The following is a 23,954-nucleotide window of genomic DNA, read 5'->3' as shown; positions in this document are numbered from 1 at the left end:
CATTACCTTTTTTACCTATTTACTAGTAAAATATCCTTTTTTTAGTTAGTATTAGTATTATAAAATATATTTTATATGGAGGGATTTGTTATGAAAAAATTTACCATCGGTATCTTAGTAGGAGTTACTAGTACAGTTCTCGCTTCAGCTAGCGCTTTAGCACATTTCCATCATAAAGTCATCAAACCAATTAAGGACGAAGAAAAGAAGTTTGAAGAAGCTGATGTCCGCAAAGCTCGTAAATCAAGTTTTGCGCATAGTTCAAAATATTAATTATTAAAAAATACCTAGGACGTATGTATCTGGCTACGTTTCTAGGTATTTTATTGCATTTACATCCTAATAATTACTTTGATGCTTATTAGGTGTATTGTCATCTTTTGATGTAAACTCGACAATCATGGTAATTACTAAAGTCAATATAATTACACCTAGTGAAATCATAATAATCCCCCTTATAGTAAATTACTATAAAATTATTATTGCTATGCCCTATCATAACATATTTATTTTAATTTTAGTAAACACACTTTCCCAATTTAACTATTCATGCTTAGATCCTAAGTTATATAATTGCTTTTCTATTTTTAAATCTTTATTTAGTTTATTTGCAACTTTATCAGCTTGAACTTGTGAATTAGTTACAGCTTTTGCAGAAATATTAACAATTACCTTGAAGTTATGATGAAACTGAGAAGCAACACTACCATCAATATTATATTTTTTACGTTGTGCATCTTTTATAATCCCTTTAACACCATGTTGTGAATTATCCAAAGCCACATCCAATTTTTCTTTCTCGCTAGTTGATAACCCTTTGGCATTCTTTAGCATTATTTCATCAGCATCACGATATATTTTATCTGCTGTTTTAGTATTGCGGTAATCAAAATCATCCAAATCACTTAATAATTTTTTTATATTTACCTTAGCCTCATTTAGTTGGGTATATTTATCGCCACTTATTTGAATTCCGGCATATGTTTTTTGTCCACAAGCTACTAAGATTACTCCTAAAGTTATAATACTTAGCACTAACCCTATTCTCTTCATATTTCACATCTCCTTACTTAACACTGTTCCCCTACTTATATTAATGATACAAGAATGCTCTACTTGGTGCAATTATTGTTTAACTGCAATTAACATTATTATTATCAAAAACCTTTATTGACTATTTTGAATAAAATAGTTATAATTTTAGTATTGTGTCAGGCTAGCTCAGTTGGATAGAGCAACGGTCTTCTAAACCGTAGGTCATGAGTTCGAATCTCATGCTTGACATTTTAGTGTTTCAGTTTTAGCGTTATATCTTCCCTTTATTAAAAATAATTGAACCCTATCCTTATATATACAAAAGAACACATTAAAGCTACTATCGTCGCTTTAATTGTGTTCTTTTGTATATATATTCTTTTTTTATTAATTACCCCCATATAGCGTAGAACAGCTAATTTTTTACCAAACACAGATTATGAAAGCGTAGTACGCATGTTATAGACCGTAAATTGAAACATTTAAAATCTTAGTCTACACAATTTAACTTTTGTTAAACTTTTAGTTTTACCATAAATAAAAAAGCAACTAATTAAAATTTCGAATTAGTTGCTTAATAAATTAATTTAATTATTTAGTCTATCAGTGTCATTTACCAAAGAGCCGAAACTTACTCATTTAAGTATTTAAGATATCAGCCTTCATTGTACAAACTATTTATAGCTAATCTTCAAAACCTGCTGTAACTGCTTCTGGATAATACTTTCTTACAATAGCAGCTTCATGCTTACTTAAAGTTGGGAAAGTACTATCTGCTCCTAAATCTGTATGATAAAGACGATCGCGTTGACTTACTTCACCTTCAGCATGCTTAACCACTAGCTGCAAACCATCTATTTCAAGTGCTTCAGTAGGAGCATCATCACGGTTTGCTAAATGTAATTGTGATACTAAAAGCATCACTCTGATATCCACATTTAAAGAAGCTACTAGCTCAGTTTGTGCTTCTGTCAGATAAAGTGTAACAGCTGCTTCAGCTGGTTTACCGATTAATTTATCATCACGTGCTTCTTCCAATGCCTTGTTAATACTATCACGCATACTTCTAAATTCATGCCACTTGGCTACTAACACTTTGCTATTTGCTAATTCTTCTACTTGTGGCATTTCTGATAAATACGCAAACGCTTCACCTTCTTGCAAGTATTCCCAAATTTCTTCACTAGTATGTGGAAGTATTGGTAATAATAGTTTGGTTAGATTCAGAACTGTTTTATAGAAAACTGTTTGCATAGAACGACGTTCTAAACTATCTGGTGCTTCAACATACACAACATCTTTAGCATAGTCTAAATAATATGCTGATAAATCGACATTAATAAAGTTTACAATTCGTTTAAATAAATCAACAAAATCATATTTATCGTACATGTCAAGAATATCACGTGTCAACTCATTAACTAACACATAAAAGTATTGATCTGATTGCGGCATATCATTAAAGGCTATTGCATCAGTTTTAGCATTATAATCAGAAGTATTTGCCAATAAGAAACGCATTGTATTTCTAATTTTCCGATATGTTTCTGAACTTTGTTTCAAAATTTCCATTGAAACTCGTACATCACTATCCGTATCAACAGAGGCAACCCATAAGCGAATAATTTCCGCCCCCATTTGTTTAATAACATCATTGGGGACAATTGAATTTCCCTCAGATTTAGACATCTTGCGTCCTTGTCCATCTAAAACAAAACCTTGTGATAAGATACTTTTATATGGGGCACGCCCAGTAACTGCCACAGATGTAATTAATGATGAATTAAACCAGCCACGATACTGATCTGAGCCTTCTAAATACAAATCAGCTTGATTACTCAAATAATTCCGTGTGGCCAACACACCTTGGTGAGAAGATCCCGAGTCAAACCAGACATCCATGATATCTTCTTCTTTAGTAAACTCACCATTAGGTGAGTGTTCAGAAGTGTATCCTTCAGGTAATAAATCTTTGGCTTCTCTTTCAAACCAGACATTTGATCCATATTTTTCAAATAATTCTGCGACGTGATTAATTGTTTCTTCATTTAAAATAGGTGTTTTATCTTCGGCATAAAAAATTGGTAGTGGAACACCCCAAACACGTTGTCGTGAAATGACCCAATCTCCACGATCTCGAATCATATTATATAAACGAACCTTACCCCATTCTGGTAAAAAGGTAACTTCATCAAGCGCATCCAAAATTTGTTGCCGGAATGCTTCAACAGAAGCAAACCATTGCGGTACAGCTCTAAAAATTATTGGCTTTTTAGTGCGCCAATCAAATGGATAGCTATGCTCAATATCTTCTTGCTTTAATAATAAACCTAAATCAGCTAATTTTTTTAATGAGATAGCGTTTGCATCTTCGTAAAAGACACCTTCAAAATCACTACCTGCTTCTTTTGTCATAAGCCCTTGATCATTAACTGGCACAGCAACTTCTAAGTTATATTTTTGACCAACCCAGAAATCATCTTCCCCAAAACCAGGGGCCGTATGAACAAGCCCGGTCCCAGCATCAAGAGTAACAAAATCACCGAGCATAGTAACCAGCTTAATATCATTATAAAATGGATGTTGTACTAAAATGTTTTCTAATTCAACACCACGTACTGTTTTTTCAACAGTATAGTCTACCCAGCCAAATTTTTCTGCATCCTTAGTCAACAAATCGGTTGCTATCACATATTTTTTATCTGAACCAACTGGTTTAACAACTGAATATTCAAAATTTTCACCAATTGTTATTCCACGAGAACCAGGAATAGTCCACGGTGTCGTTGTCCAAACTACCATATATGTATCGTTATCTAAGATACCAAGTCCATCAATAACTTGTTCACCATAAAAAGCAGTTGGTGATACCACATCATGATATTCAATTTCAGCTTCAGCTAATGCTGACTCTGACGACCATGACCAATAAACAGGTTTTTTACCTTTATAAATATACCCCTTTTTAGCCATTTCACCAAAGGTACGTACCTGAGCTGCCTCGAAATCTGGGTTTAACGTTAGGTATGGATTATCCCATTCGGCGCTAACCCCTAATCGTTTGAAATCCGCACGTTGCTTATCCACTTGCTTTTTAGCAAAGTTTTCAGCAAGCTTGCGCCATTCCACTTTTGAAAGCTTTTTACGGTCATGACCAGCCTTAGTCAATTGTTGTTCAATTGGTAGGCCATGAGTATCCCATCCGGGAACATATGGTGCATAAAAACCACTCATTGATTTAAAACGAACAATCATATCTTTCGTTATTTTATTCAGTGCATGGCCAATATGAATATTACCATTTGCATATGGAGGCCCATCATGTAAAATAAAGCTTGGTTTCCCTTCATTTAATTTTAGTCGTTGTTCATAAACTTTATTTTCAAACCAAACATTTTCGCGTTCAAGTTCTTTTATAGGTAAATTACCACGCATGGGAAATTTAGTTTTTCCAAGATTTAAAGTATCTTTAACTTTCATATTGCTACTCTCCTATCATAATAAAATTAAATTAAAAAAGCCCCTAGCGTTATTAGATAACGCTAGGGACGACTTAATATCGTGGTACCACCCTAATTTGGCATTTGCCCTCATTAAAGTATTAAGTTGTAAAAACAAATAGATTGATCATAACAAATCAAATAACCGCCTAAGTTCCCACTATCCTTAGTTCACTTTACAGAGTTTTAATTTGCTATGTGCTTAAAAGCTCTATTTAAAAAATTATGCTTTACCTTCCTCATCAGGTAAAAGAATATACGTCTTTACTGGTTCGGTTGATGTATCTGAGTTTACGCTATTTTCGGTGTCATTGTCAACCTCTGTGGTAGAGTTTTTTTGTATATACTCTTTAGTTTTAGGCACGATTTCAAAGCCTCGGTCACTTAAAACCTTTTCCCAATCATTACTATCAACTAAATCTAGTTGCGCTAATAATAAACTTTTTAACTTAGCTTTAAATTCAACGGTATCCTTTTTAATAATACTCGTTTCGATAACTAATTTTTCATTTTCTGCTGCCGCATCATTTAAAATGGTTTGTGATTTATTTTCAGCATCACGTATTAAAGTTTCTGATTGTTCTTTAGCATCCCCAAGTAGCTTTTGCGCTTCTTCTTGTGATTGTGTCAATGTTTTTTTAGCTGATTCATCAGCTGTTTTTTTAAGACGATCAGCAGCTTCTTGTGCAACTAAAATTGACTGTGTAACCGACTGCTTCATTTCTTCAATTTGCGCATCTCGAGCCTCATAGTCCGCAACTTGGGTTTTTAACTGATTATTCATTTCAATTAAGGTCGCATAATCTGCAATAATTTGATTTAAATAGTCGGTGACTTCCTTTGCATCATATCCTTTACGACCACTTTTAGTGAATTCTTTATTTTGAATATCGATTGGTGTAAGTGCCATTTTAATTCCTCATTTCTTGCTATTTTCAATTTTATTAATGTTAACCCTTAATTTTTCTTTTTTGGTAGTTCCTAAAACTTCAACTAAACGTATACGTCCAAAATGACGAACTGAAATCCAGTCATCTAATGTTATGCTATAATCAGGCTTGAAAATTTCTGCCCAATTTAATTTAACATTTCCTGCCTCAACCATTTGTTTAACACGACTTCTTGATAAATTAAATGTTTCTGAAATTAAAACATCTAGACGTAATGACGAAACTGTAATTGTAGTGTTTTCCCATTCATCTTCATTTCTGACTGCTAAACTTAATGCCACCGGATGCAAGTGAATTTTAATTTTATCAATCTTGGTTAAATTAGTAATAACATATGATGCCATATCTTTATTTACAAAGAATTGCCAAGTATCGCCAGCATTTACTACATCACCAAATGTATTTCGTGTTAATCCCAATCCCATAAGTGATCCTAAAATTTGATTATGTTTAAGTATCGCAAATTTGGTTGGATAATCAATTTGTAACAAACTTATTTCAAAATCAGCAACCTCAGGTTCATAATAACTTGGATAAATTAGCAATCTTTGCATTTCCGCATTTTGGCCGCCATAGTATCGATGGTTAACTGTTGCCTCACGGTTTACTACTGTAGTTGCAATTCTTTGTTGTCGAGGATTTAAAAATTGGCTCAACACCGGTCGATATTCATCAAGTGCTACTTTTAACCAACTTTGAACTTGCTCAATAAATTTTAGCTCATCTGGGCGAAAGTGTTGTGCAATATTATTATTATTCACGATCACCATACTTCACCTAAACTAGGCCCAAAAAGATAAAAATTCTTTGAATTCCTAGTTGTGCTGCTTCAAGTGCTAGCACAGCTACAACCGGACTAAAATCAACACCACCAATTGGTTTTATAAAACTAAAAACATTTAAATATGGATCGACGACTTTACTTATCCACCGACCTAGACTAGATTGTCCCGCCCCCGGGAACCAACTCATTAACGCATTAGCAATAATTAGCCAAATGTATAATTGAATAAGTTTGGCAATAACTAATAAAACAATTGACATTGTTCGTAATTCTCCTTAAAGTTAGGAATTTAATCCTTGCTTATTGACGCAGAAACACTTCCGCTAATTTCATAATTATGTGGTGTTACTAAGAAAATAGCATCACCTATTCGTTCAATTTCACCATCAATTGCATAGACAGTTCCCGTTAAAAAATCAACAATTCGTTTTGCTTGACTATCTTCGATTGAAGAAAAATTAACAATCGTTGCTTGTCCAGACAATAAACGATTTGCTACTTCTTTGACGTCGGCATATTTTTTAGGTTCAAATAGACTTATTTTACTATTATTCACTTTAGGTTCACTTCGATGTTCTGCCATTGAAAGTACATTGTTATTATTTTGGCGGGGTGTCTTGGTCGATTGGTTATTAATTGTCTCCATAGAATTAATATATTCAGGTTCATCTTCTAAATATTCTTCATCCATATTAAAGAAATTTTTAAAACTAAATGCCATTTACCTTACCTCCAATCGTGCATTACTTTCTTCGTTTAAAGAACACTGGTGTATTTAAATCACCATCATCCCCATCATCATTTTGATCACTATCAGTATTAAAAACGTTAAAATCGGGTTTTTCAATACCTTTAAATTGATCATTATCATTTAAATTAGTTTGTCGTGGTTGCTCATTTTGAATATCATTCCAACCTTGAAAACGATCTTGGTTATTTCCAATATTATTTGTATTTGGTGTTTCTGCAACGGTATTATTTGCTTGTTTGGGCATTACAGTTTGATGATTGAAGGCAGATTGAGGTTGCGTGGCTTTAGCATGGGCATTTTCAATTCCAGTTGCAATAACTGTCACTCTAATTTCCTCATTCATTTCCATATCAATCGACGTTCCAAAAATAATATTAACATCCGTTCCCGCTGCTTGTGCCACAACATCAGAAGCTGCTTGCGCTTCAAACAACGACATATCAGGACCACCAGTTATATTTAATAGTACTTGCTCAGCACCTGTGATTTCTGCTTCTAGCAATGGTGATGAAATAGCCTTTTTTGTTGCCTCTGATGCCCGATTTTCACCATTTGCAGAACCAATTCCCATTAAAGCAGTTCCTTGATTAGTCATCACTGTCTTAACATCCGCAAAATCCAAGTTAATAAAACCCGGATTAATGATCAAATCAGAAATACCTTGTACACCTTGACGTAAAACATTATCAGCTTCCTTAAATGCTTCCATCATTGGTGCTTTTTTATCAACAATTTCTAATAGACGGTTATTAGCAATAACAATTAACGTATCAACATTTTCTTTAAGATTTGCTAATCCTTCCGCTGCATAACGGCCACGTCGAGGACCTTCAAACGTAAACGGCCGTGTAACAACACCTACAGTTAACGCACCTTGTTCTTTAGCAATTTTGGCAACCACTGGCGCCGCACCATTACCGGTACCGCCACCCATTCCAGCAGTAACAAACACCATATCAGCACCTGCTAAAGCTTCCGAAATATCTTGCTCTGACTCCTGAGCTGCCTTTGTCCCAACGTCTGGATTTGATCCAGCCCCTAGTCCCTTAGTTAATTTAGGTCCTAATTGAATTCGTGTTTCTGCTTTAGATGCTTCTAGTGCCTGTACATCAGTATTAGCAACAATAAATTCAACTCCTGAAACACCTTCTTCAATCATACGATTGACAGCGTTTGAACCACCACCACCAACACCTATTACTTTAATTTTTGCCCCGAATTGCTCGGTTTCATCTACCATGAAGTCCATAGTTTATCCTCCAAATACTAGTCAAAGAAACTATTAAAAATTTGCTTGACTCTGTCTGTAATTTTCTTTTTAGGATCATTCTTGAAGATTCCTTCATCTTCTTCGAATGAATTATCAATTATTTCTTCTGTATCTGTTTCATCAAATTTGTCGTATGTTCGCCGGCCAAGGCCACGTTTTTTATTTTCCGAATATATATTATCCTGTTGTGTTTGCTGAATTTGGGTGCCAAAAACAACCTCTTTAACAACTCGTTCAGTCATAGTTTGTTCAGCCGCAAATTTTACAATTGCATATCCCGCCGTTACTGCTGGATTTTTTAGCCCAATTTGATTAGGCATTCCAATTTTGACATTCATTCCAAACATTTGTTGTACAAACTTACTAATTTCTGCTAAATTAGCACTTCCACCAGTTAAGACAATCCCCCCTGGCATGTCTAATGCTCCAATTGGCTGTAGCATTTTAAATATTCTGGCAAAGATTTGATCAACTCTAGCTTCAATTATTTCTGATAAGTATTTTTCAGTTATTTTAACTGGCTGTTCCTTACCAACAACTGGAATTTGAATTTCATTGTTTTCAGATGCTAATAATGAATCTGCATATCCGTAATCACGCTTAATTTTTTCTGCACTTGAGTAAGAGGTATTAAGTACCGTAGAAACATCCTTAGTAATATAATTACCACCTTCTTGATCAACCGTAGCAAATTTTAATTGGTAATCATGAATAACTGCCACAGTTGTTTGACCTGCCCCAACATCGATCAAGACTGTTCCAAAATTTTGTTCACCATCACTGAGAATAGCTCGACCAATTGCTAATGGTATTATAACAAATTCACGTAAATTAAAACCGGCTTTTTCAACTGCCATTTTGACATTATGGATAATTGTCTTTGGACCAGTAAATGCGATACCACGCATTTCTAATCGTACCCCGACCATATCTACCGGATCTTTAATGCTATCAAAGCCATCAACAATGAACTCTGTTGGTGATAGGTCAATTATCTCACGTTCTGGTGGTAAATTTTGAATTAATGCTTGACGTGCAACTTCTTTAACATCGTCATTGGAAATACGCTTATCTTGACTTGTAATAGCGGATAAGCCATGTACTTGTTCAATCTTCAATTGATTAGCAGGTAAACCAACAACAACTTCTGTAATTTGTATATTTGCCTTCATAGCGGCTTGATCAACAGCTTCTTTAATCGCATTAGCTGTTTCGTTAATATCAACAATTACCCCCCGCTTAACTCCCTTGGATTTAACGCTACCAATGCCGATAACATTTGTTTGTCCGTTTTGAGTTTCTGCGACAATAACTTTAATCATTGATGTTCCGATATCTAAACCAACATGAATTTCATTGTTATGCATATGAGGTAATCCCCCCTGAGTTCAAGACTTTCCGATAGTCTTGTAATTTTTATATACTTAATAAGTTTATCATAGATTACAGTTTATTGGGGGATAAAATCATACATAAATCACCTTTTATAGCCTTTTCAAAAAAAATAAAATAAAACAAATAAAAGGCTCTTAAAAATTTGCCTTTTATTTGTTTTTCTAATGTTTTGCTAAATAATTTATTCCATCATTAAATGTTTCCACCGGTACTAATTTTAACTTTAAATGATACTTTTTAATGGTTTTTTTAGCTACCTGATAATTTGTAGCCCCACCATCAATCATTTTATTTAATTTAGTAGGTTTTACATATGGTGCAAAGAAAATTGCGGCTCCCGCTTTATTAGCAGCAATTACTTTTTTATCAATACCGCCAATTTCGCCAACATTACCTGCTAAATCAATCGTTCCTGTTCCGGCAATTTTTTGATTATGTTTGAGATTATTGTTAATCAACTGGTTGTAAATTTCTAAAGAAAACATCAAGCCACCAGATGGACCACCAATTTGGCCTGGATTGACACTAATTTTAGGAGTAGTAGTCACCTTAACGTTATCAGCTAAACTAATTCCTAGCCCCGCTCGGCTATTACCTAAATTAATTAATTTATTAGTAACTACTTTGGTAACATTATTTCTGATGTAGGTTACCGTTACTTTACTATTAACCGTTTTTTTAGCTAAATATTGTTGGTACCCACGTGCATTTTTAAAGTGATGCCCATTTATTTTAGTTACTGTATCACCTACCCTTAACTGTTTACTGAAATATGATTTTTTAGCAATTGATGTAATAAATATACCAACATATTTAGCAGAAACTTGCTTATTAGCAGCTTTATAAGCAACTGCAATCGCTTCGTCAATTGCATTTTGCATATAAAAATTTTGCACTCGATTATACGTTTTACTATTAGCCCCACCTGTTATTTGCATTGTAGTATAAATGGTATCTTGCTGCTTGAACTTTGCTAATATCAACGATAATGGCGTTGCTTGTGCAAGTTGAACATAAGTAATCATAAATTGACCCTTTTTATGCTTTTTTTGTTGGTTAATTTTAACAAACGGGGTAATATTTGTTGCCCCTCCTGGCGATTCAATATAGTAATTTAATGGTTTAAAACAAATAATGATTAGGAACATCATTCCTAAAAAAAAGGCTGCCCATCTTAAAAGTTTGTGTTTTTTCACCATAAAGCGTCCTTACTTTCCTAATGATTTTTTAGCTTGTAATGCTTGATTTACAACTGCTGGTACTAGTTTTGAAACATCACCACCAAAGTACGCTAGCTCTTTAATCATACTTGATGCTACATTTTGATTTTCATGATGTGCTAATAAAATGACAGTTTCTATATCATCACGTAAATAGCGATTCATCTCAGCGATATCTCTTTCATATAAATAATCACTTTCGTTTCGCAAACCACGTATAATATACTTAGCACCAATTTTATTCATAACATCGACTGTTAAACCATCAATTTGAATAACATCAATATTCGCAAACCCGCCTGTTGCTGCCTTGATAAGGCTAATTTTTTCAGTCATCGTAAATAAAGGCTGTTTACTAGTATTAGTACCCACCCCAACAATCAAATGATCAAACAAACCACTTGCACGCTTAATAATATCTAAATGACCATTTGTCATGGGATCAAAACTTCCTGGGAATAATGCTATTTTCATTTAACTGCCCCCAAATATTTATACACACTTATTACCGTGATTCCATAATTTTTGTGATTAGTTTGCACAAAATTTGGTATATCAACAGGTAACTGAGCTGATTGGTCTGTTTCAGTGACAATAATCGCATCTTCATTCAATAAATTGTTCTTTTGCATAATTGCTAAATCTTTCAAAATTTGTTGTTTAGCATATGGTGGATCTAAGTAAATAACATCAAACTTTATTTTTTCATTAGCAAAATTGTCCAACGCTACAGTAGCATCTTGCTTAGAAACACTAAATTTATCAGCTGCCTTTGTAACCTCAATATTAGCTTTGATTGTTTTAATTGCCGCAAATTGTTTATCAACTAAATACGCCTTATCAATTCCTCGCGATACCCCTTCGATTGATAAACCACCTGAGCCAGCGAATAAATCCAAGCTAATACCACCATCAAAATATGGGCCAATCATACTAAAAATTGCTTCTTTAACTTTATCAGTTGTTGGTCGTGTCGCTGTTCCAGGCACTGCTTTTAAAGGACGGCCACCAAATTCTCCTGCAACGATTCGCATTATAACTCTACTCCTTCATCTAGCAAATCATTTACCTCATCATTTGCCATTGTAAATCCATTATCTTCATTTTTTTCATTAAGATTTGCATTTAAATTTGATCGAATAGCGTCCTTAATTCGTATTACAAATCCTAATTTGATCAATTTATCCTTTGTTTCCTCAATTAAATCAGCATCCATATATAGTAAAATATAGTGCATTTTTCTTGAAGTAAATTCAACTTGCCCATATTTTCTAAGCTGTTTAACTTGTCGCAAGCTACGTAAGTAAACATAAATTGCTCGGCGTTTTTCAATACTAAATTCTGCCATTATTACCTCGCTTATAGTTTTTTTGTTGTCTCTTAAATTTTTCTTGTTGTACTACTGAACTAGCATTTAATGCCATACCCATCGATAAACCGATCATGAGCGTTGAAGATCCACCATATGAAATAAATGGAAAAGTAACTCCAGTAATTGGTAATACACCTGAAACTCCACCAATGTTAACCAAAATTTGAATTGTTAAGTATGCTGCTAGTCCATACATCATAATACGAATATCCGTTCTTGTCGCCTGAACACCGATTACGATAATTCTGTAAATAATGATCAATAATAAGGTTAGTACCACTAAAATTCCAATAGCCCCCCATTCTTCTGCTACTACTGCCATAATAAAGTCAGTATTTGGTTCTGGTAAGTATCCAGTTTTTTGAATTGAATTACCTAATCCAACCCCAAATAGACCACCATTACTAATAGCATAATATGAATTAATTAATTGGGTCCCTGAACCTTTTTCATATTTCCAAGGATTAACAAAAGCAACTAACCTTTTCAATCCATAATTACTAGCACCAATATTTAATTGTGTAATAACTAATGGCAAAGCTATCCACAGTGTTCCAATCGAACTAAAAGCTAGCGCAGCCCATTTCCAACTAATTTCACTTGCCAAAATCATCACTAATATGATAAACAAATTAATTGCCAAATTACCTATGTCAGGCATAATTGCTATTAAAAATAAGATAATCGCTGGTAAAATCCATTTATTAGGAACGAAAATGGTTTCCTGTAGATGTTTTGGCTTAAAAGAATACTGACTAAAATATTTTGCAAAATAAATAATTAATCCCAATTTAGCAAATTCTGCCGGTTGAATACTCACAACACCTAAAATAATCCAACCATGTGCACCATTTACTGCTGGCATAAATAATCTAGCAATAATTAATCCAATTACAACTATCATTAAATAATGTTTAGCAAATTTTTCACTTAATATTTTGGATAACTTTACATGATACACGAAAATACTGACACCTAAAGTAATTGTTACATATACGCACTGCTTCAATAAGTATGTAAACGGCGACCCCGATGCCATATTAGAACTTGCTGAAAAGACATTAACTATGCCAAAAAGCATTAACATTATTGCCGGTACTAAAATATAGTAATCCAAATTTTTTACGCGTTTATTACTCATCAACTTCCACCACTTCTTTTTTGCGATATTAATTAATTCTACCGCATCTTTTAATACAAATATAGTAACCCCTAAGCAAAGTTTACTTTTTAAGTTTTTCCGCTTTCATAATAGCCTCTAGCGATAGTTTTATTTGTTGTGCCGTAGTTTCTGAGATACCTAATGCCTTTATCTCTGTAAGTGATGCTTGTGCAATTTTATTAATCGAACCAAACTTTACTAATAACTTTTGACGTGTTTTTGGCCCAACACCACGAATTTCATCAAGCCGTGATGCTAAAGCTTTTTTACTATGCACTTGTCGATGAAAACTGATTGCAAAACGATGAACCTCTTCTTGCATGCGTTCTAATAAGTGAAAAACCCCTGAATGCTTATCGAGTTCTTTTACCTGAGTATTTTGAATCAAGCCTGCTGTTTTATGTTGGTCATTTTTAACCATGGCGGCTATTGGTATTTTAAGATTTAGTTCATTTTCTAAAACGTCCTTGGCTGCTGTCAATTGAATTGTCCCACCATCGAGTAGAATTAAGTCCGGCATCTTTTTATGTTCCTTTAACAACCGTGTATACCTTCTCCGTACCACTTCTTGCGTGGCTTGATATTCATCTGCATGATTAACCGTTTTTAATTTATACTTACGATATAAATTATTAGCCGCTTTACCATCAACAAATGTAACCATTGCGGACACTAAATCCGAACCTTGAATGTGTGAATGATCAAAGATTTCAATATTTTGGGCATAAGGTATTGCCAGTAAGTCACTTAGGCTCTGAACCGCACCTGTTGTTTTTTTAGAGTCATCAAGCATTAATTTTAACTTTTCCGCTAAGGCTATTTGTGCGTTTTTGGCTGCTAAATCTAATAATTGCTTCTTTATCCCCTTTTGCGGTGTCTTAAAGTTCAGTTGCAATACCGTGCTTAACAATTCTTTGTCTAATTTGTTCGTAATCAAAATTTCTTTTGGTAGTGTCAGATTTTTTCGTCGATAAAATTGAATAATAAAGTTATTCATCGTATCAATGGCACTATCAACATACGTAAAAATTTGTTTCTCCCGTTTCATTAACCGTGCTTGTCGAATAAAAAATATTTGTACTGATAACCATCCTTGATCCTCAGTAAAATTAATAATATCGCGATCAATATTATCATGCATAATTATTTTTTGTTTTTCAACGGTTGTATCAATAAATTTTAGCTGATCTCGTATTTCACCTGCTCTTTCATATTCCATCTCATTGGCCGCAATGTACATATCTGCGGTTAATTTCTTAGTGATCTGCTGAGTGTTACCATTTAAAAATGAACGAATTTTATTAATTTGTTTTTGATATTTTTCGTTAGAGACTTCTTTAAAACACGCGCCTAAACACTGCCCCATGTGATAATAAAGACATGGGCGCCCTTGAAAACCATTACACCGTCGTAACGGATATACTTTTTGTAATAAATGTAATGTTTCCTGTGCAGCATAAACATTCGGATATGGGCCGAAGTATATACCATTATCTTTTTTTACTTCACTTACCAAGACTAACTGTGGATCTTTTTCAGCAGTTATTTTTATATATGGATAACCTGTTCCTTGTTTAAGTCGAATATTGTAGTAAGGTTGCCATTTTTGAATTAATGTAATTTCTAGTAAAAAAGCTTCTTTATCTGAACTAGTTACAATAAAATCAAAATCCGCTATACTCTTTACTAATTCAGCCGTTTTACCAGTATGTTCTACCTTAAAGTAGGAACGCACTCGATTTTTTAAATTTTTTGCCTTACCAACATAGATTATTTTCCCATCAGCATTTTTCATCTGATATGAACCAGGCTCATTTGGTAATAATGCTAATTTTTTTTCGATTAATTCTGATGTCACTAATTTTTCTCCACTATTTTTGCTTTGAGTCAATCACAATTGTCACTGGTCCATCATTAATTAGACTTACTTGCATATCTGCACCAAACTGACCTGTAGTCATCGGTACTTCCTTTCTTAAATAGTTATTAAATTGATCATACATCCTTTTTGAAAATTCCGGTGCACCAGCACCAGTAAAACTTGGTCGATTCCCTTTACGTGTTTCTGCTAGCAACGTAAATTGTGATATTGATAATACTTCCCCCCCGATATCCTTCAGAGATAAATTCATCTTACCGATTTCATCTTCAAAAATACGCATATTGGTTATTTTCCGTACAAGATACTCAATATCAGCTAGCGTATCTTCATTGATAATTCCCACTAATAATACTAGCCCTTGACCAATTTTCCCAATAATTTGTTCATTAACCATAACATTTGCCGCTTTTACTCTTTGGATCACAATTCGCATTATAGGTTCTCCTAATTTATCTTGTATATAGTAAAAAAGGCGCGACAATAAATTACATTTGTCACAGCCCTTTTGTTTTTGATTAAAGGTTAGTGTAGTGCTCGTTTAACATCATATACATCTGGAATATTATTGACACTGGCCATCAATTGATCCAAATGAGTTGAATTACGGACTCCCACCGATAATGAAATTAATACCAAACCATTATGATCAACTCGCCCATTCACGGACATTAAATATTTAGTATTAGCATTAGCGGTCTTAATTACATCATTTAGTAGCCCATTCCGATTATTACCGCTAATTGTCAAATCAGCATCATAATTTGGTCGTTCTCCTTCTGGAAATTGCCATTCAACATCAATTAATCGTTGTCCTTGTCGTTCAGCATCCCGTACATTGGGACAATCAGCCCGATGAATGGAAACACCACGACCTTTGGTTATATACCCAACAATGTTATCTCCTGGAATCGGTGTACAACAATGACTTAATCTAACCAGTAAGCCATCAACACCTTCGATTATAACTCCATCTGAAGCTGTATGCTTTTTCCTTTGAGACAATGTACTAGCAACGTCCATTATTTTATGTTCTTCAAGCAACTCTTTTTCTTGTCGCTTTAGTCGATCCTTTTCTTGTTGCTCCCGTTTTGCTTCTGTTAACTTATTAGCAACTCCTTGTGGTGCTAAGTCACCATAGCCCAGTGAAGCAAACATATCATCAATTCCCATAACATGTAGTTTACCAACTGCATGTTTTTCATTTTCTTCAGTTAAAATTTCATCTGGATCAAAACCCTCTTCTTGTAAGAAATTAATAATTAATGTTTTCCCTGCCTCAATATTTTCTTCTCGATTTTGTTTACGAAAATATTGCTTTATTTTATTACGGGCCCGTCTTGTTGAAACCAAATTAAACCAATCCCTACTTGGCCGAGCAGTATTACTAGTTATTATTTCTACAATATCACCTGTTTTTAATTCTGAATTTAAAGGCACCATCTTGCCATTAACACGTGCTCCAGTAGTTTTATGGCCAACTTCAGTATGAATGATATACGCCATATCAAGGGGACCAGCCCCCTTTGGTAACTCATAGACATCCCCTTTGGGTGTAAATGCATATACTCGATCTGAAAATAAGTCTCCTTTAACAGCGTCCATAAAATCATCGGCATCTTTAGTTTCATGTTGTAGTTCAATAATTCCTTGGATCATATTAAGCTTCTTTTGATCTTGATTTTGTACATCTGCCCCATTGAAATTACCTTCTTTATATGCCCAATGAGCAGCTACCCCATACTCAGCAATTCGGTGCATTTCATGAGTTCTAATCTGAATTTCAACGCGTTTCCCCATTGGTCCAACAACCGTAGTATGCAAACTTTGATATCCATTAGCCTTAGGTAAAGCAATATAATCTTTAAACCTTCCTGGAATCGGTGTCCACTGTGAATGAATAATGCCAAGAACTGCATACGTTTCTGGAATCGTGTTAACTTCGATTCTAATTGCTAATAAATCATAAATTTCGTCAAATTGCTTTTTTTTATCAACCATTTTTCGGTAAACAGAATAAATATGTTTAGGTCGACCATAAATTTTTACGTTTGTATAACCTAAATCATCAACGGCACTTTGAATGGCAGCGATTGCTGAATTAATATACGCCATACGCTCCTCACGGCGACTATCCATAAGGTGAGCAATTCGATGATATTGCTCTGGATTTAAATAACGTAACGATGAATCCTCTAACTCCCACTTAATTGTGCTAATTCCCAAGCGATCAGCAAGCGGTGCATAAATTTCTAATGTTTCTGAAGCAATTCTTCGTTGTTTCTCTGGTCTGAGATGTTGTAAGGTGCGCATATTATGTAAACGATCTGCTAGTTTAACAATAATTACACGAATATCTTTAGACATTGCCAATAATAATTTACGATGATTTTCTGCTAATTGTTCTTGACTACTCTTATATTCAATTTTCCCTAACTTAGTAACACCATCGACAATTAAGGCAACATTAGCTCCAAATAATTCTTGTAGATCATCTAAAGTTGCAACAGTGTCTTCAACTACATCATGTAAATAACCTGCCACAATTGTTTCTGGATCCATATGTAACTGTGCTAAAATCCCTGCTACTTGAATTGGATGGATAATATATGGCTCCCCTGATTTACGAATTTGTTCCTTATGCAACCGGGCTGCAAATGCATATGCCTTATCGACAAATGCTACATGTTCTGGATTCATATATTGACTGACAGCAGCATGAACATCTTGGGCTGTTAAATTTTTTTGTTTTGGCATTACTTTCACCTGACTTTCGGCAAGATAGTTTCCCGAATCAGCAGGTAACTACCTTAATATTGAGTTAATTTTAATTATATCGTATATTACGATTAAAGTGCATCAATAACCGTACTAAATTTATTAATTAATAACAATTAAATCAGTTGTTAATGCCGCAGTTAAATTAAGATACCCTTCTTTTGTAACAACAATATCATCTTCAATTCTAACGCCTCCCTTTGTAGGTAAATAAATTCCAGGTTCGATTGTTAATAAATTATTTGCCAACATTTCATCATCACTTTGTCGGCCAATATTAGGTCCTTCATGAATATCTAGACCTATTCCATGGCCCATGCCATGATTAAATTGTTTTCCATATCCCATTGCAGTTATATAATCACGACCGGTTTGATCTAAAATAGCTAAGGGCCTTTCATGTGCTACTTTTTCAAGCACTTTGGCTTGCGCCACTTTAACAATATCGTAAATTTTTAGTAACTCAGCATCTATCTCACCAAATGCAATTGTTCGTGTAATATCAGACGTATAGCCATCAACATAATACCCATAATCAATGGTTACTAGATCACCTTTTTCAATTTTTTTATCACTAGCTGCCCCATGTGGTAACGCACTTCGATAACCACTAGCTACAATTGTATCAAATGATGCCTTTTGAGCACCCAATTTTCTAGCTAAATAATCCAATTCATTAGCTACTTCAATTTCTGTCATCCCTACATGCACTTTTAGAAGTAGTTGCTTAAAGGCTTCAATTGAAATATCACATGCTTTTTTAATTTTTGTTAATTCCTCAGCCGTTTTTATTTCCCGCATCGTTTCTATCAGTCCTGGCAATGGCATAAATTCATTAGCAATTACAATTTCATCTAATAAATCAAATACTTTAAACTGCATATCATCTTCAAAACTAACTGTTTTTAATTTATTTTTTTTGATAATATTTGCTGCCGTTTGGTAGTAATCTCGCGTGATTACTAATTCAAATAATTTATGATTTAATGCCTTCAATTCTTCTTCATAGCGGCTATCAGTAATTAAATAGATTTTGCCTTGTGTCCCTACAACAACACCATCACCCGTTCCACCAGTAAAGGTTGTTAAATACCGCATGTTATTGCCATTAGTAATAATTAGTGCATCAATTTGACTCATTTTTAATATTTTTTTAAATTTATTAGTCCGATTATATTCATCAAGTTCTGCCATTTTTTACCTCTTTATTTAATAATTTAAAATTACAGGAATTAATTTTTGTATTTATATCATAGCATATAATATCACACATTAAGAATTAACAATTTTGTGCATTAAACCTCTGTAATTATATGTAAAACCACCAGTATGCTAATGAAACTAATTTCATTAGCATACTGGTGGTTTTTTATAATCTATGATAACCAATGATAGTTCTCAGTAACTATTTTCCTACCAACATTGTATATAAGTTAATTACATTAAATTAATTAGGTGGAAAATAATACCAACTGCAAAGAGTCCTAAAATAATAATAATTGGTGAAACCTTTTTCTTAAGCAACCACATACATAATAACGTAATAGCCAAGCCTGCTAAACCAGGTATCAAACTGTCTAAATTATTTTGCAGGGTTGTTACTTTATGTGATGTCAATGATAATCCAGCAGCTTGTTGTTGTAAGGCCGCTTGAATACCCTTAGCACCAGCAGGGAGATTACTCCAGTCAATATAAGCACCCTTGTCCAATTTTACTGATGAAACGGTTGGTGTGAACTTAACGGAAACCCATCGATTTACTAATGCTCCTAGAATAAACATTCCTAAGATGGAAGCACCCTTTGTAATATCTTGTAAAACACCACCTGATAAATCTTCTGTAATTTTTGAACCAGCCTTATAACCAAATTCTTGAGTATACCACATGAACCCCATGCGAATTACATTCCAACCCACAAAATAAATGATTGGGCCTAAAATATTACCGCTCATCGCAAGAGAGGCAGCTAGCGCTCCTAAGATTGGCTTTACTGTAAACCAAAAGACTGGATCACCAATCCCCGCTAAAGGTCCCATCATCCCAACCTTAACCCCTTGAATAGCAACGTCATCAACTGGAGCTCCGTTAGCTCGTTCTTCTTCTAAGGCTAGAGTTACCCCAATAATTGGTGAGGCAATATACGGATGTGTGTTAAAAAATTCAAGGTGCCGTTTTAATGCCGCTGCTCGATCCTCTTTTGTTTTATATAACCGCTTAATCGCTGGTACTAAAGAGAAAGCCCAACCACCATTTTGCATCCGTTCATAATTCCATGAACCTTGTAGAAAAGTTGAACGCCACCAAACAGATAACCGATCTTTTTTAGATAGTGAAATTCTTTCTGCCATTATAGTTATCCTCCTCTTTTAGTAGTTATCGATGATATCGCCAACTGGATCACCAGTATTTGATCCACCACCATTACCGGAACCACCTTGTTTTGAAAGTGCTAAGTAAATCAATGCGATTGCACAACCAATTGCACCTAAACCAATTAATGTGATTTCAGAAACCGTTGCTAGCACAAATCCAAGAGCAAAGAATGGCCAAACTTCACGTGTTGCCATCATATTAATAACCATTGCATAACCAACAGCCACAACCATACCACCACCAATTGCAAGGCCATCAGTTAACCAAGCAGGCATTGCATGTAAAAGACTACGCACAGGTCCAGCACCAATCGCTAAAATTAGCCCAGCGGGAATCGCAATTCGTAGTCCTTGCATACAAATTGCCAAAAGATGCCAAAATTCCATCTTACGAATATTACCATCCTTAGCAGCAGCATCCATTAAGTGAACTAAAGCAGTTGCTAAAGTCCGACAAATGATGGTTAAAAGTAACCCAGCTACTGCCAGAGGAACAGCAATTGCAATCGCTGAAGAAACTCCAGCTTTACCTTGACCACCTAATACCAAAATAATTGCCGAAGCTACTGATGCCAAGGCTGCATCTGGTGCCACAGCTGCTCCAATATTTGCCCAACCAAGAGCAATCATTTGCAAACTACCACCTAAAATCAAACATGCTGCCAAATTACCAGTTACTAAACCAATTAAAGTACATGCCACAACTGGTTGGTGAAAATGAAATTCATCTAAAATTCCTTCAACACCAGCAAGGAATGCCACGATAATGACTAATATCACTTGAATAAAGTTTAAATCCATGATGATTAATCCTCCGTTCTAATTACTAAATTATTTTTGTTTGTTTAATTCTTCTTGCGCTTTTGTTAAAATTTCAGCCATATTTCCCTTTGAATCTGCAGGAACCTTACGCACATCAAAACTTAAACCAGCTGCTTTTAATTTATTGAAAGTATCAATATCTTCTTGATTAAATGCTAAAACCTTATTAGGTTGCACTTTACCCACTGAGTGCGCCATTGATCCAACATTAATTGTTTCAAGGGGTACACCACCTTCAACCACTCGTAAAACATCTTCAGGGTTTTCAAATAGCAATAGTACTCGTTGCCCACCAAAATGTTGATCATCTTTAGCCAATTCAATCATCTTATCGATTGGAACAACATGCGCTTTAACACCAATTGGAGCTGCTTGTTGAATTAATTTCTTCCGTAATTCATCTTTAGAAACAGCATCCGATACAACAATGATTCGTGTTGGATTCGTTGTTTTCGTCCATGCAGTTGCAACTTGCCCATGCAATAACCGTGAATCAATTCGCGTTAATACATATTTAAATTTACCTGGTGTACCAGCGTTGCCCGGTTGCTTAGAATCACTTGTTTTACTTTCAACTGGCTGTAATGATTCCGGCTTAACCTTGACACCATCTTTTGCAGTTTCAATAATATGTGCCGCAATTTCTTGCGCACTTTCCATTGAAAGACGTGAAGCATATGCCTCAATTAACATTGGTAAATTCAACCCAGCAACAATTGCCCACTTATCTTGATGTTGTTCAAACAATCCATTTGCCTGATTAAATGGTGTTCCACCCCATAAGTCAACTAAAAATAGTACTTCATCTTGATTATCAAAAGATGCCACAGCTGCTAACATTTTTTGTTTAACATCATCGGGTCCTTCACTAGGCATCAAAGTTACAGCTTGAACGTTTTCTTGTTCTCCAAAAATCATTGATCCAGACTGCTTAATTCCGTCAGCAAATTCTCCATGACTAGCAATTATAATTCCTACCATGTCTTGCCTCCTTTTCTTTTTTCAAATTGAAAGGAATTTATTTTTTGTAAGCGCTTACTTAAAGGATAAAAAAAATTAAATAATTAAAAAAACTTAAACTTACAAAATAATAAATAAATACCTAACCAATATGTTCGAATTTATCATACGCAAATATTCACTTATAGTCAATACATTTTAGTAAAGCGCTTACTTAAATTTAATAAATGATTTACTAACTAATGAAGGTATATCAATGCCTAGTCGATTTATTTCTTGTTATTTTTTCTTTTTGACAAATTTTTTATTCCTCTTTTCATAACATCAAAAAAGCTTAATGACTGGACAATTTTATTTTCATCAACATATATCCGGATCGTCCGCAATACTTTTTTAGCATCCCGTGATGAAAATGTATATACCCCATTCTTCTTAGTTTTAATAGCATATCGTGGAATCCATTTCCCCTTAAATAGAATAGAGGCAATTACTACATCGACCTCATCCCATGGAATTTGTACAAATTTTCTTGTATCACGTTCATTATAAAATTCAAAACCTTTATCACCAATCATAATTTTACCGTAATCAGTCATTCCCATATAGGAATTTGCGCTAATAACTAAATCAACCTTCGTGTTAATTGACTGTACCATTCACTAATACCCCGTTCATTGTTTATTCAAACTTACCCACTAACACAATTTTACCAATCATATGACCGTTTTCAATCATTGCATGCGCCTTATTTAAATTATGCAAATTAATACCTTTTAATTCAATTTTTACTGTTGTCTTTAATATCTTTTCATCCAATAGTTTTGCAATTGTGTTAAGATATTTTCCTTGCGAATCTATTTGATAATTATAATCAGTTTTGGCAAACATATACTCCCAATCAAAACTAGCACTTTTGTTTTTTAATAATGTTAGCGGTAAATCCTTAGGTGTTGCAATAATTGATCCAATATGCCCAAATGGTGCAATTAAAGCCGCCGCACTCCTAAAATGTTGTTCCAAAGCATTCAAAACAATCACATAATCAACATTGTTAAACCCTAACTCTGTAAGTTTACGTTGATAATTTTGATAGTGATTGACCACAAAGTCAGCCCCCATTGCAAAACAAAAATCACGACTAGTTTCATTTCCAGCGGTACTAATTACTGTCATCCCTATCCACTTTCCTAGCTGTGTTGCAATTGCTCCAACACCCCCTGCCCCATTAATTATTAGTAATGTTTGCCCTTTATGAGCATTGGCACGTGGTATTAATCCTAATTTTTCAAATAATAATTCGTAAGCAGTTAAACTTGTCAATGGCATTGCTACACTTTGTGCAAGCGTTAAAGTGTTTGGCTTTTTAGCCACTAGTTTAGCATTAACTAGTTGATATTCACCATTACTCCCATCTCTCCTTGTTGTACCAGCATAAAATATATTATCACCTATTTCAAAGCCAACTACCGCTGGGCCCATTTCAATAATTTCACCAACACCATCATAACCGAATACTTTTAACGTATTTTGCTTTGGTAATGCTTGTCGTAATTTTGTATCAATGGGATTAACAGAAATTGCTTTAATTTTAACTAAAACGTCTTGACCAGTTGGTTTAACTAGGACTCTTTGACCATATTCCAACATATTATTATTTGTTCCACCGTACGTTCCAATAACATTGTAAGTTTCATTTTGCATAC

At 34.3% G+C, this 23,954-nt stretch carries 23 protein-coding genes and 1 tRNA gene; 2 read left to right on the top strand and 22 right to left on the bottom strand.

The features are described 5' to 3' along the window. Positions 1–90 precede the first annotated feature (90 nt). Positions 91–273 (top strand): DUF3042 family protein, encoded by a 183-nt coding sequence (locus tag JOC59_RS04610; protein WP_205143629.1) that lies wholly within the window; start codon positions 91–93, stop codon positions 271–273. Between the two features lie 270 nt (positions 274–543). On the opposite strand, the gene JOC59_RS04605 is transcribed toward JOC59_RS04610, so the two are convergent. Next, complete coding sequence (locus JOC59_RS04605; protein ID WP_205143628.1) at positions 544–1,053, bottom strand: hypothetical protein; 510 nt, start codon at positions 1,051–1,053, stop codon at positions 544–546. A 157-nt stretch (positions 1,054–1,210) separates the two neighbouring features. On the opposite strand from JOC59_RS04605, the gene JOC59_RS04600 reads away from it, so the two are divergent. Then, positions 1,211–1,284, top strand: a tRNA-Arg gene (locus JOC59_RS04600). 435 nt (positions 1,285–1,719) lie between these two features. On the opposite strand, the gene ileS is transcribed toward JOC59_RS04600, so the two are convergent. The 21 genes from ileS to JOC59_RS04495 form a co-directional block, all read right to left on the bottom strand. Further along, positions 1,720–4,515, bottom strand: coding sequence for an isoleucine--tRNA ligase (gene ileS, locus JOC59_RS04595; RefSeq protein WP_205143627.1), 2,796 nt, complete (start codon positions 4,513–4,515; stop codon positions 1,720–1,722). A gap of 243 nt (positions 4,516–4,758) precedes the next feature. Beyond that, positions 4,759–5,445, bottom strand: a complete 687-nt coding sequence (locus tag JOC59_RS04590) for a DivIVA domain-containing protein (RefSeq protein WP_205143626.1) — start codon at positions 5,443–5,445, stop codon at positions 4,759–4,761. A 9-nt stretch (positions 5,446–5,454) separates the two neighbouring features. Then, the gene (locus JOC59_RS04585) at positions 5,455–6,246 is read right to left on the bottom strand and encodes a YlmH/Sll1252 family protein (RefSeq protein ID WP_250966314.1); all 792 of its coding nucleotides are present in this window, start codon (positions 6,244–6,246) and stop codon (positions 5,455–5,457) included. A 16-nt stretch (positions 6,247–6,262) separates the two neighbouring features. After that, positions 6,263–6,529 carry a YggT family protein gene (locus JOC59_RS04580; protein ID WP_205143624.1) on the bottom strand — a complete coding sequence of 89 codons (267 nt, stop codon included), beginning with the start codon at positions 6,527–6,529 and terminating at the stop codon, positions 6,263–6,265. Positions 6,530–6,558: 29 nt separating this feature from the next. After that, a complete protein-coding gene (locus JOC59_RS04575) occupies positions 6,559–6,990 on the bottom strand; it encodes a cell division protein SepF (protein WP_205143623.1) in 432 nt (143 codons plus the stop codon). Positions 6,991–7,012: 22 nt separating this feature from the next. Continuing rightward, positions 7,013–8,269 carry a cell division protein FtsZ gene (gene ftsZ / locus JOC59_RS04570; RefSeq protein WP_205143622.1) on the bottom strand — a complete coding sequence of 419 codons (1,257 nt, stop codon included), beginning with the start codon at positions 8,267–8,269 and terminating at the stop codon, positions 7,013–7,015. A gap of 17 nt (positions 8,270–8,286) precedes the next feature. After that, positions 8,287–9,657, bottom strand: a complete 1,371-nt coding sequence (gene ftsA / locus JOC59_RS04565) for a cell division protein FtsA (protein WP_205143621.1) — start codon at positions 9,655–9,657, stop codon at positions 8,287–8,289. A gap of 189 nt (positions 9,658–9,846) precedes the next feature. Next, positions 9,847–10,884: a SepM family pheromone-processing serine protease gene (locus tag JOC59_RS04560; protein WP_205143620.1), complete on the bottom strand. Its 1,038-nt coding sequence runs from the start codon at positions 10,882–10,884 to the stop codon at positions 9,847–9,849. A 9-nt stretch (positions 10,885–10,893) separates the two neighbouring features. After that, positions 10,894–11,379: a pantetheine-phosphate adenylyltransferase gene (gene coaD / locus JOC59_RS04555; protein WP_205143619.1), complete on the bottom strand. Its 486-nt coding sequence runs from the start codon at positions 11,377–11,379 to the stop codon at positions 10,894–10,896. Next, a complete protein-coding gene (gene rsmD / locus JOC59_RS04550) occupies positions 11,376–11,939 on the bottom strand; it encodes a 16S rRNA (guanine(966)-N(2))-methyltransferase RsmD (protein WP_205143618.1) in 564 nt (187 codons plus the stop codon). Before rsmD ends, coaD begins: the two co-directional genes overlap by 4 nt. Beyond that, the gene (locus tag JOC59_RS04545; protein ID WP_205143617.1) at positions 11,939–12,253 is read right to left on the bottom strand and encodes a DUF2129 domain-containing protein; all 315 of its coding nucleotides are present in this window, start codon (positions 12,251–12,253) and stop codon (positions 11,939–11,941) included. The genes rsmD and JOC59_RS04545 overlap by 1 nt, the downstream gene beginning before the upstream one ends. After that, positions 12,240–13,418: an FtsW/RodA/SpoVE family cell cycle protein gene (locus JOC59_RS04540; RefSeq protein ID WP_205143616.1), complete on the bottom strand. Its 1,179-nt coding sequence runs from the start codon at positions 13,416–13,418 to the stop codon at positions 12,240–12,242. Before JOC59_RS04540 ends, JOC59_RS04545 begins: the two co-directional genes overlap by 14 nt. 82 nt (positions 13,419–13,500) lie before the next feature. After that, complete coding sequence (uvrC, locus tag JOC59_RS04535) at positions 13,501–15,297, bottom strand: excinuclease ABC subunit UvrC (RefSeq protein ID WP_205143615.1); 1,797 nt, start codon at positions 15,295–15,297, stop codon at positions 13,501–13,503. 13 nt (positions 15,298–15,310) lie between these two features. Continuing rightward, positions 15,311–15,754, bottom strand: coding sequence for a D-aminoacyl-tRNA deacylase (dtd, locus tag JOC59_RS04530; protein ID WP_205143614.1), 444 nt, complete (start codon positions 15,752–15,754; stop codon positions 15,311–15,313). A gap of 89 nt (positions 15,755–15,843) precedes the next feature. Continuing rightward, on the bottom strand, positions 15,844–18,075 hold the full coding sequence (locus JOC59_RS04525; protein ID WP_205143613.1) for a RelA/SpoT family protein: 2,232 nt from the start codon (positions 18,073–18,075) through the stop codon (positions 15,844–15,846). Positions 18,076–18,198: 123 nt separating this feature from the next. Next, positions 18,199–19,290: a M24 family metallopeptidase gene (locus JOC59_RS04520; protein WP_205143612.1), complete on the bottom strand. Its 1,092-nt coding sequence runs from the start codon at positions 19,288–19,290 to the stop codon at positions 18,199–18,201. Between the two features lie 243 nt (positions 19,291–19,533). Then, positions 19,534–20,445 carry a PTS system mannose/fructose/sorbose family transporter subunit IID gene (locus JOC59_RS04515; protein WP_205143611.1) on the bottom strand — a complete coding sequence of 304 codons (912 nt, stop codon included), beginning with the start codon at positions 20,443–20,445 and terminating at the stop codon, positions 19,534–19,536. Between the two features lie 18 nt (positions 20,446–20,463). Continuing rightward, positions 20,464–21,270 (bottom strand): PTS mannose/fructose/sorbose transporter subunit IIC, encoded by an 807-nt coding sequence (locus tag JOC59_RS04510; RefSeq protein ID WP_205143610.1) that lies wholly within the window; start codon positions 21,268–21,270, stop codon positions 20,464–20,466. A 30-nt stretch (positions 21,271–21,300) separates the two neighbouring features. Continuing rightward, entirely contained in the window at positions 21,301–22,272 is a 972-nt protein-coding gene (locus JOC59_RS04505) for a mannose/fructose/sorbose PTS transporter subunit IIA (protein WP_205143609.1), read from the bottom strand. Positions 22,273–22,520: 248 nt separating this feature from the next. After that, positions 22,521–22,907: a DUF956 family protein gene (locus tag JOC59_RS04500; protein ID WP_205143608.1), complete on the bottom strand. Its 387-nt coding sequence runs from the start codon at positions 22,905–22,907 to the stop codon at positions 22,521–22,523. Positions 22,908–22,929: 22 nt separating this feature from the next. Beyond that, complete coding sequence (locus JOC59_RS04495; RefSeq protein ID WP_205143607.1) at positions 22,930–23,952, bottom strand: zinc-binding alcohol dehydrogenase family protein; 1,023 nt, start codon at positions 23,950–23,952, stop codon at positions 22,930–22,932. Positions 23,953–23,954 lie beyond the last annotated feature (2 nt).

This window comes from Periweissella beninensis (assembly GCF_016908275.1).
Taxonomy (GTDB): domain Bacteria; phylum Bacillota; class Bacilli; order Lactobacillales; family Lactobacillaceae; genus Periweissella; species Periweissella beninensis.
Note: the sequence above shows the minus strand (reverse complement) of the source record. Positions and strands in the feature narration are given on the sequence as shown.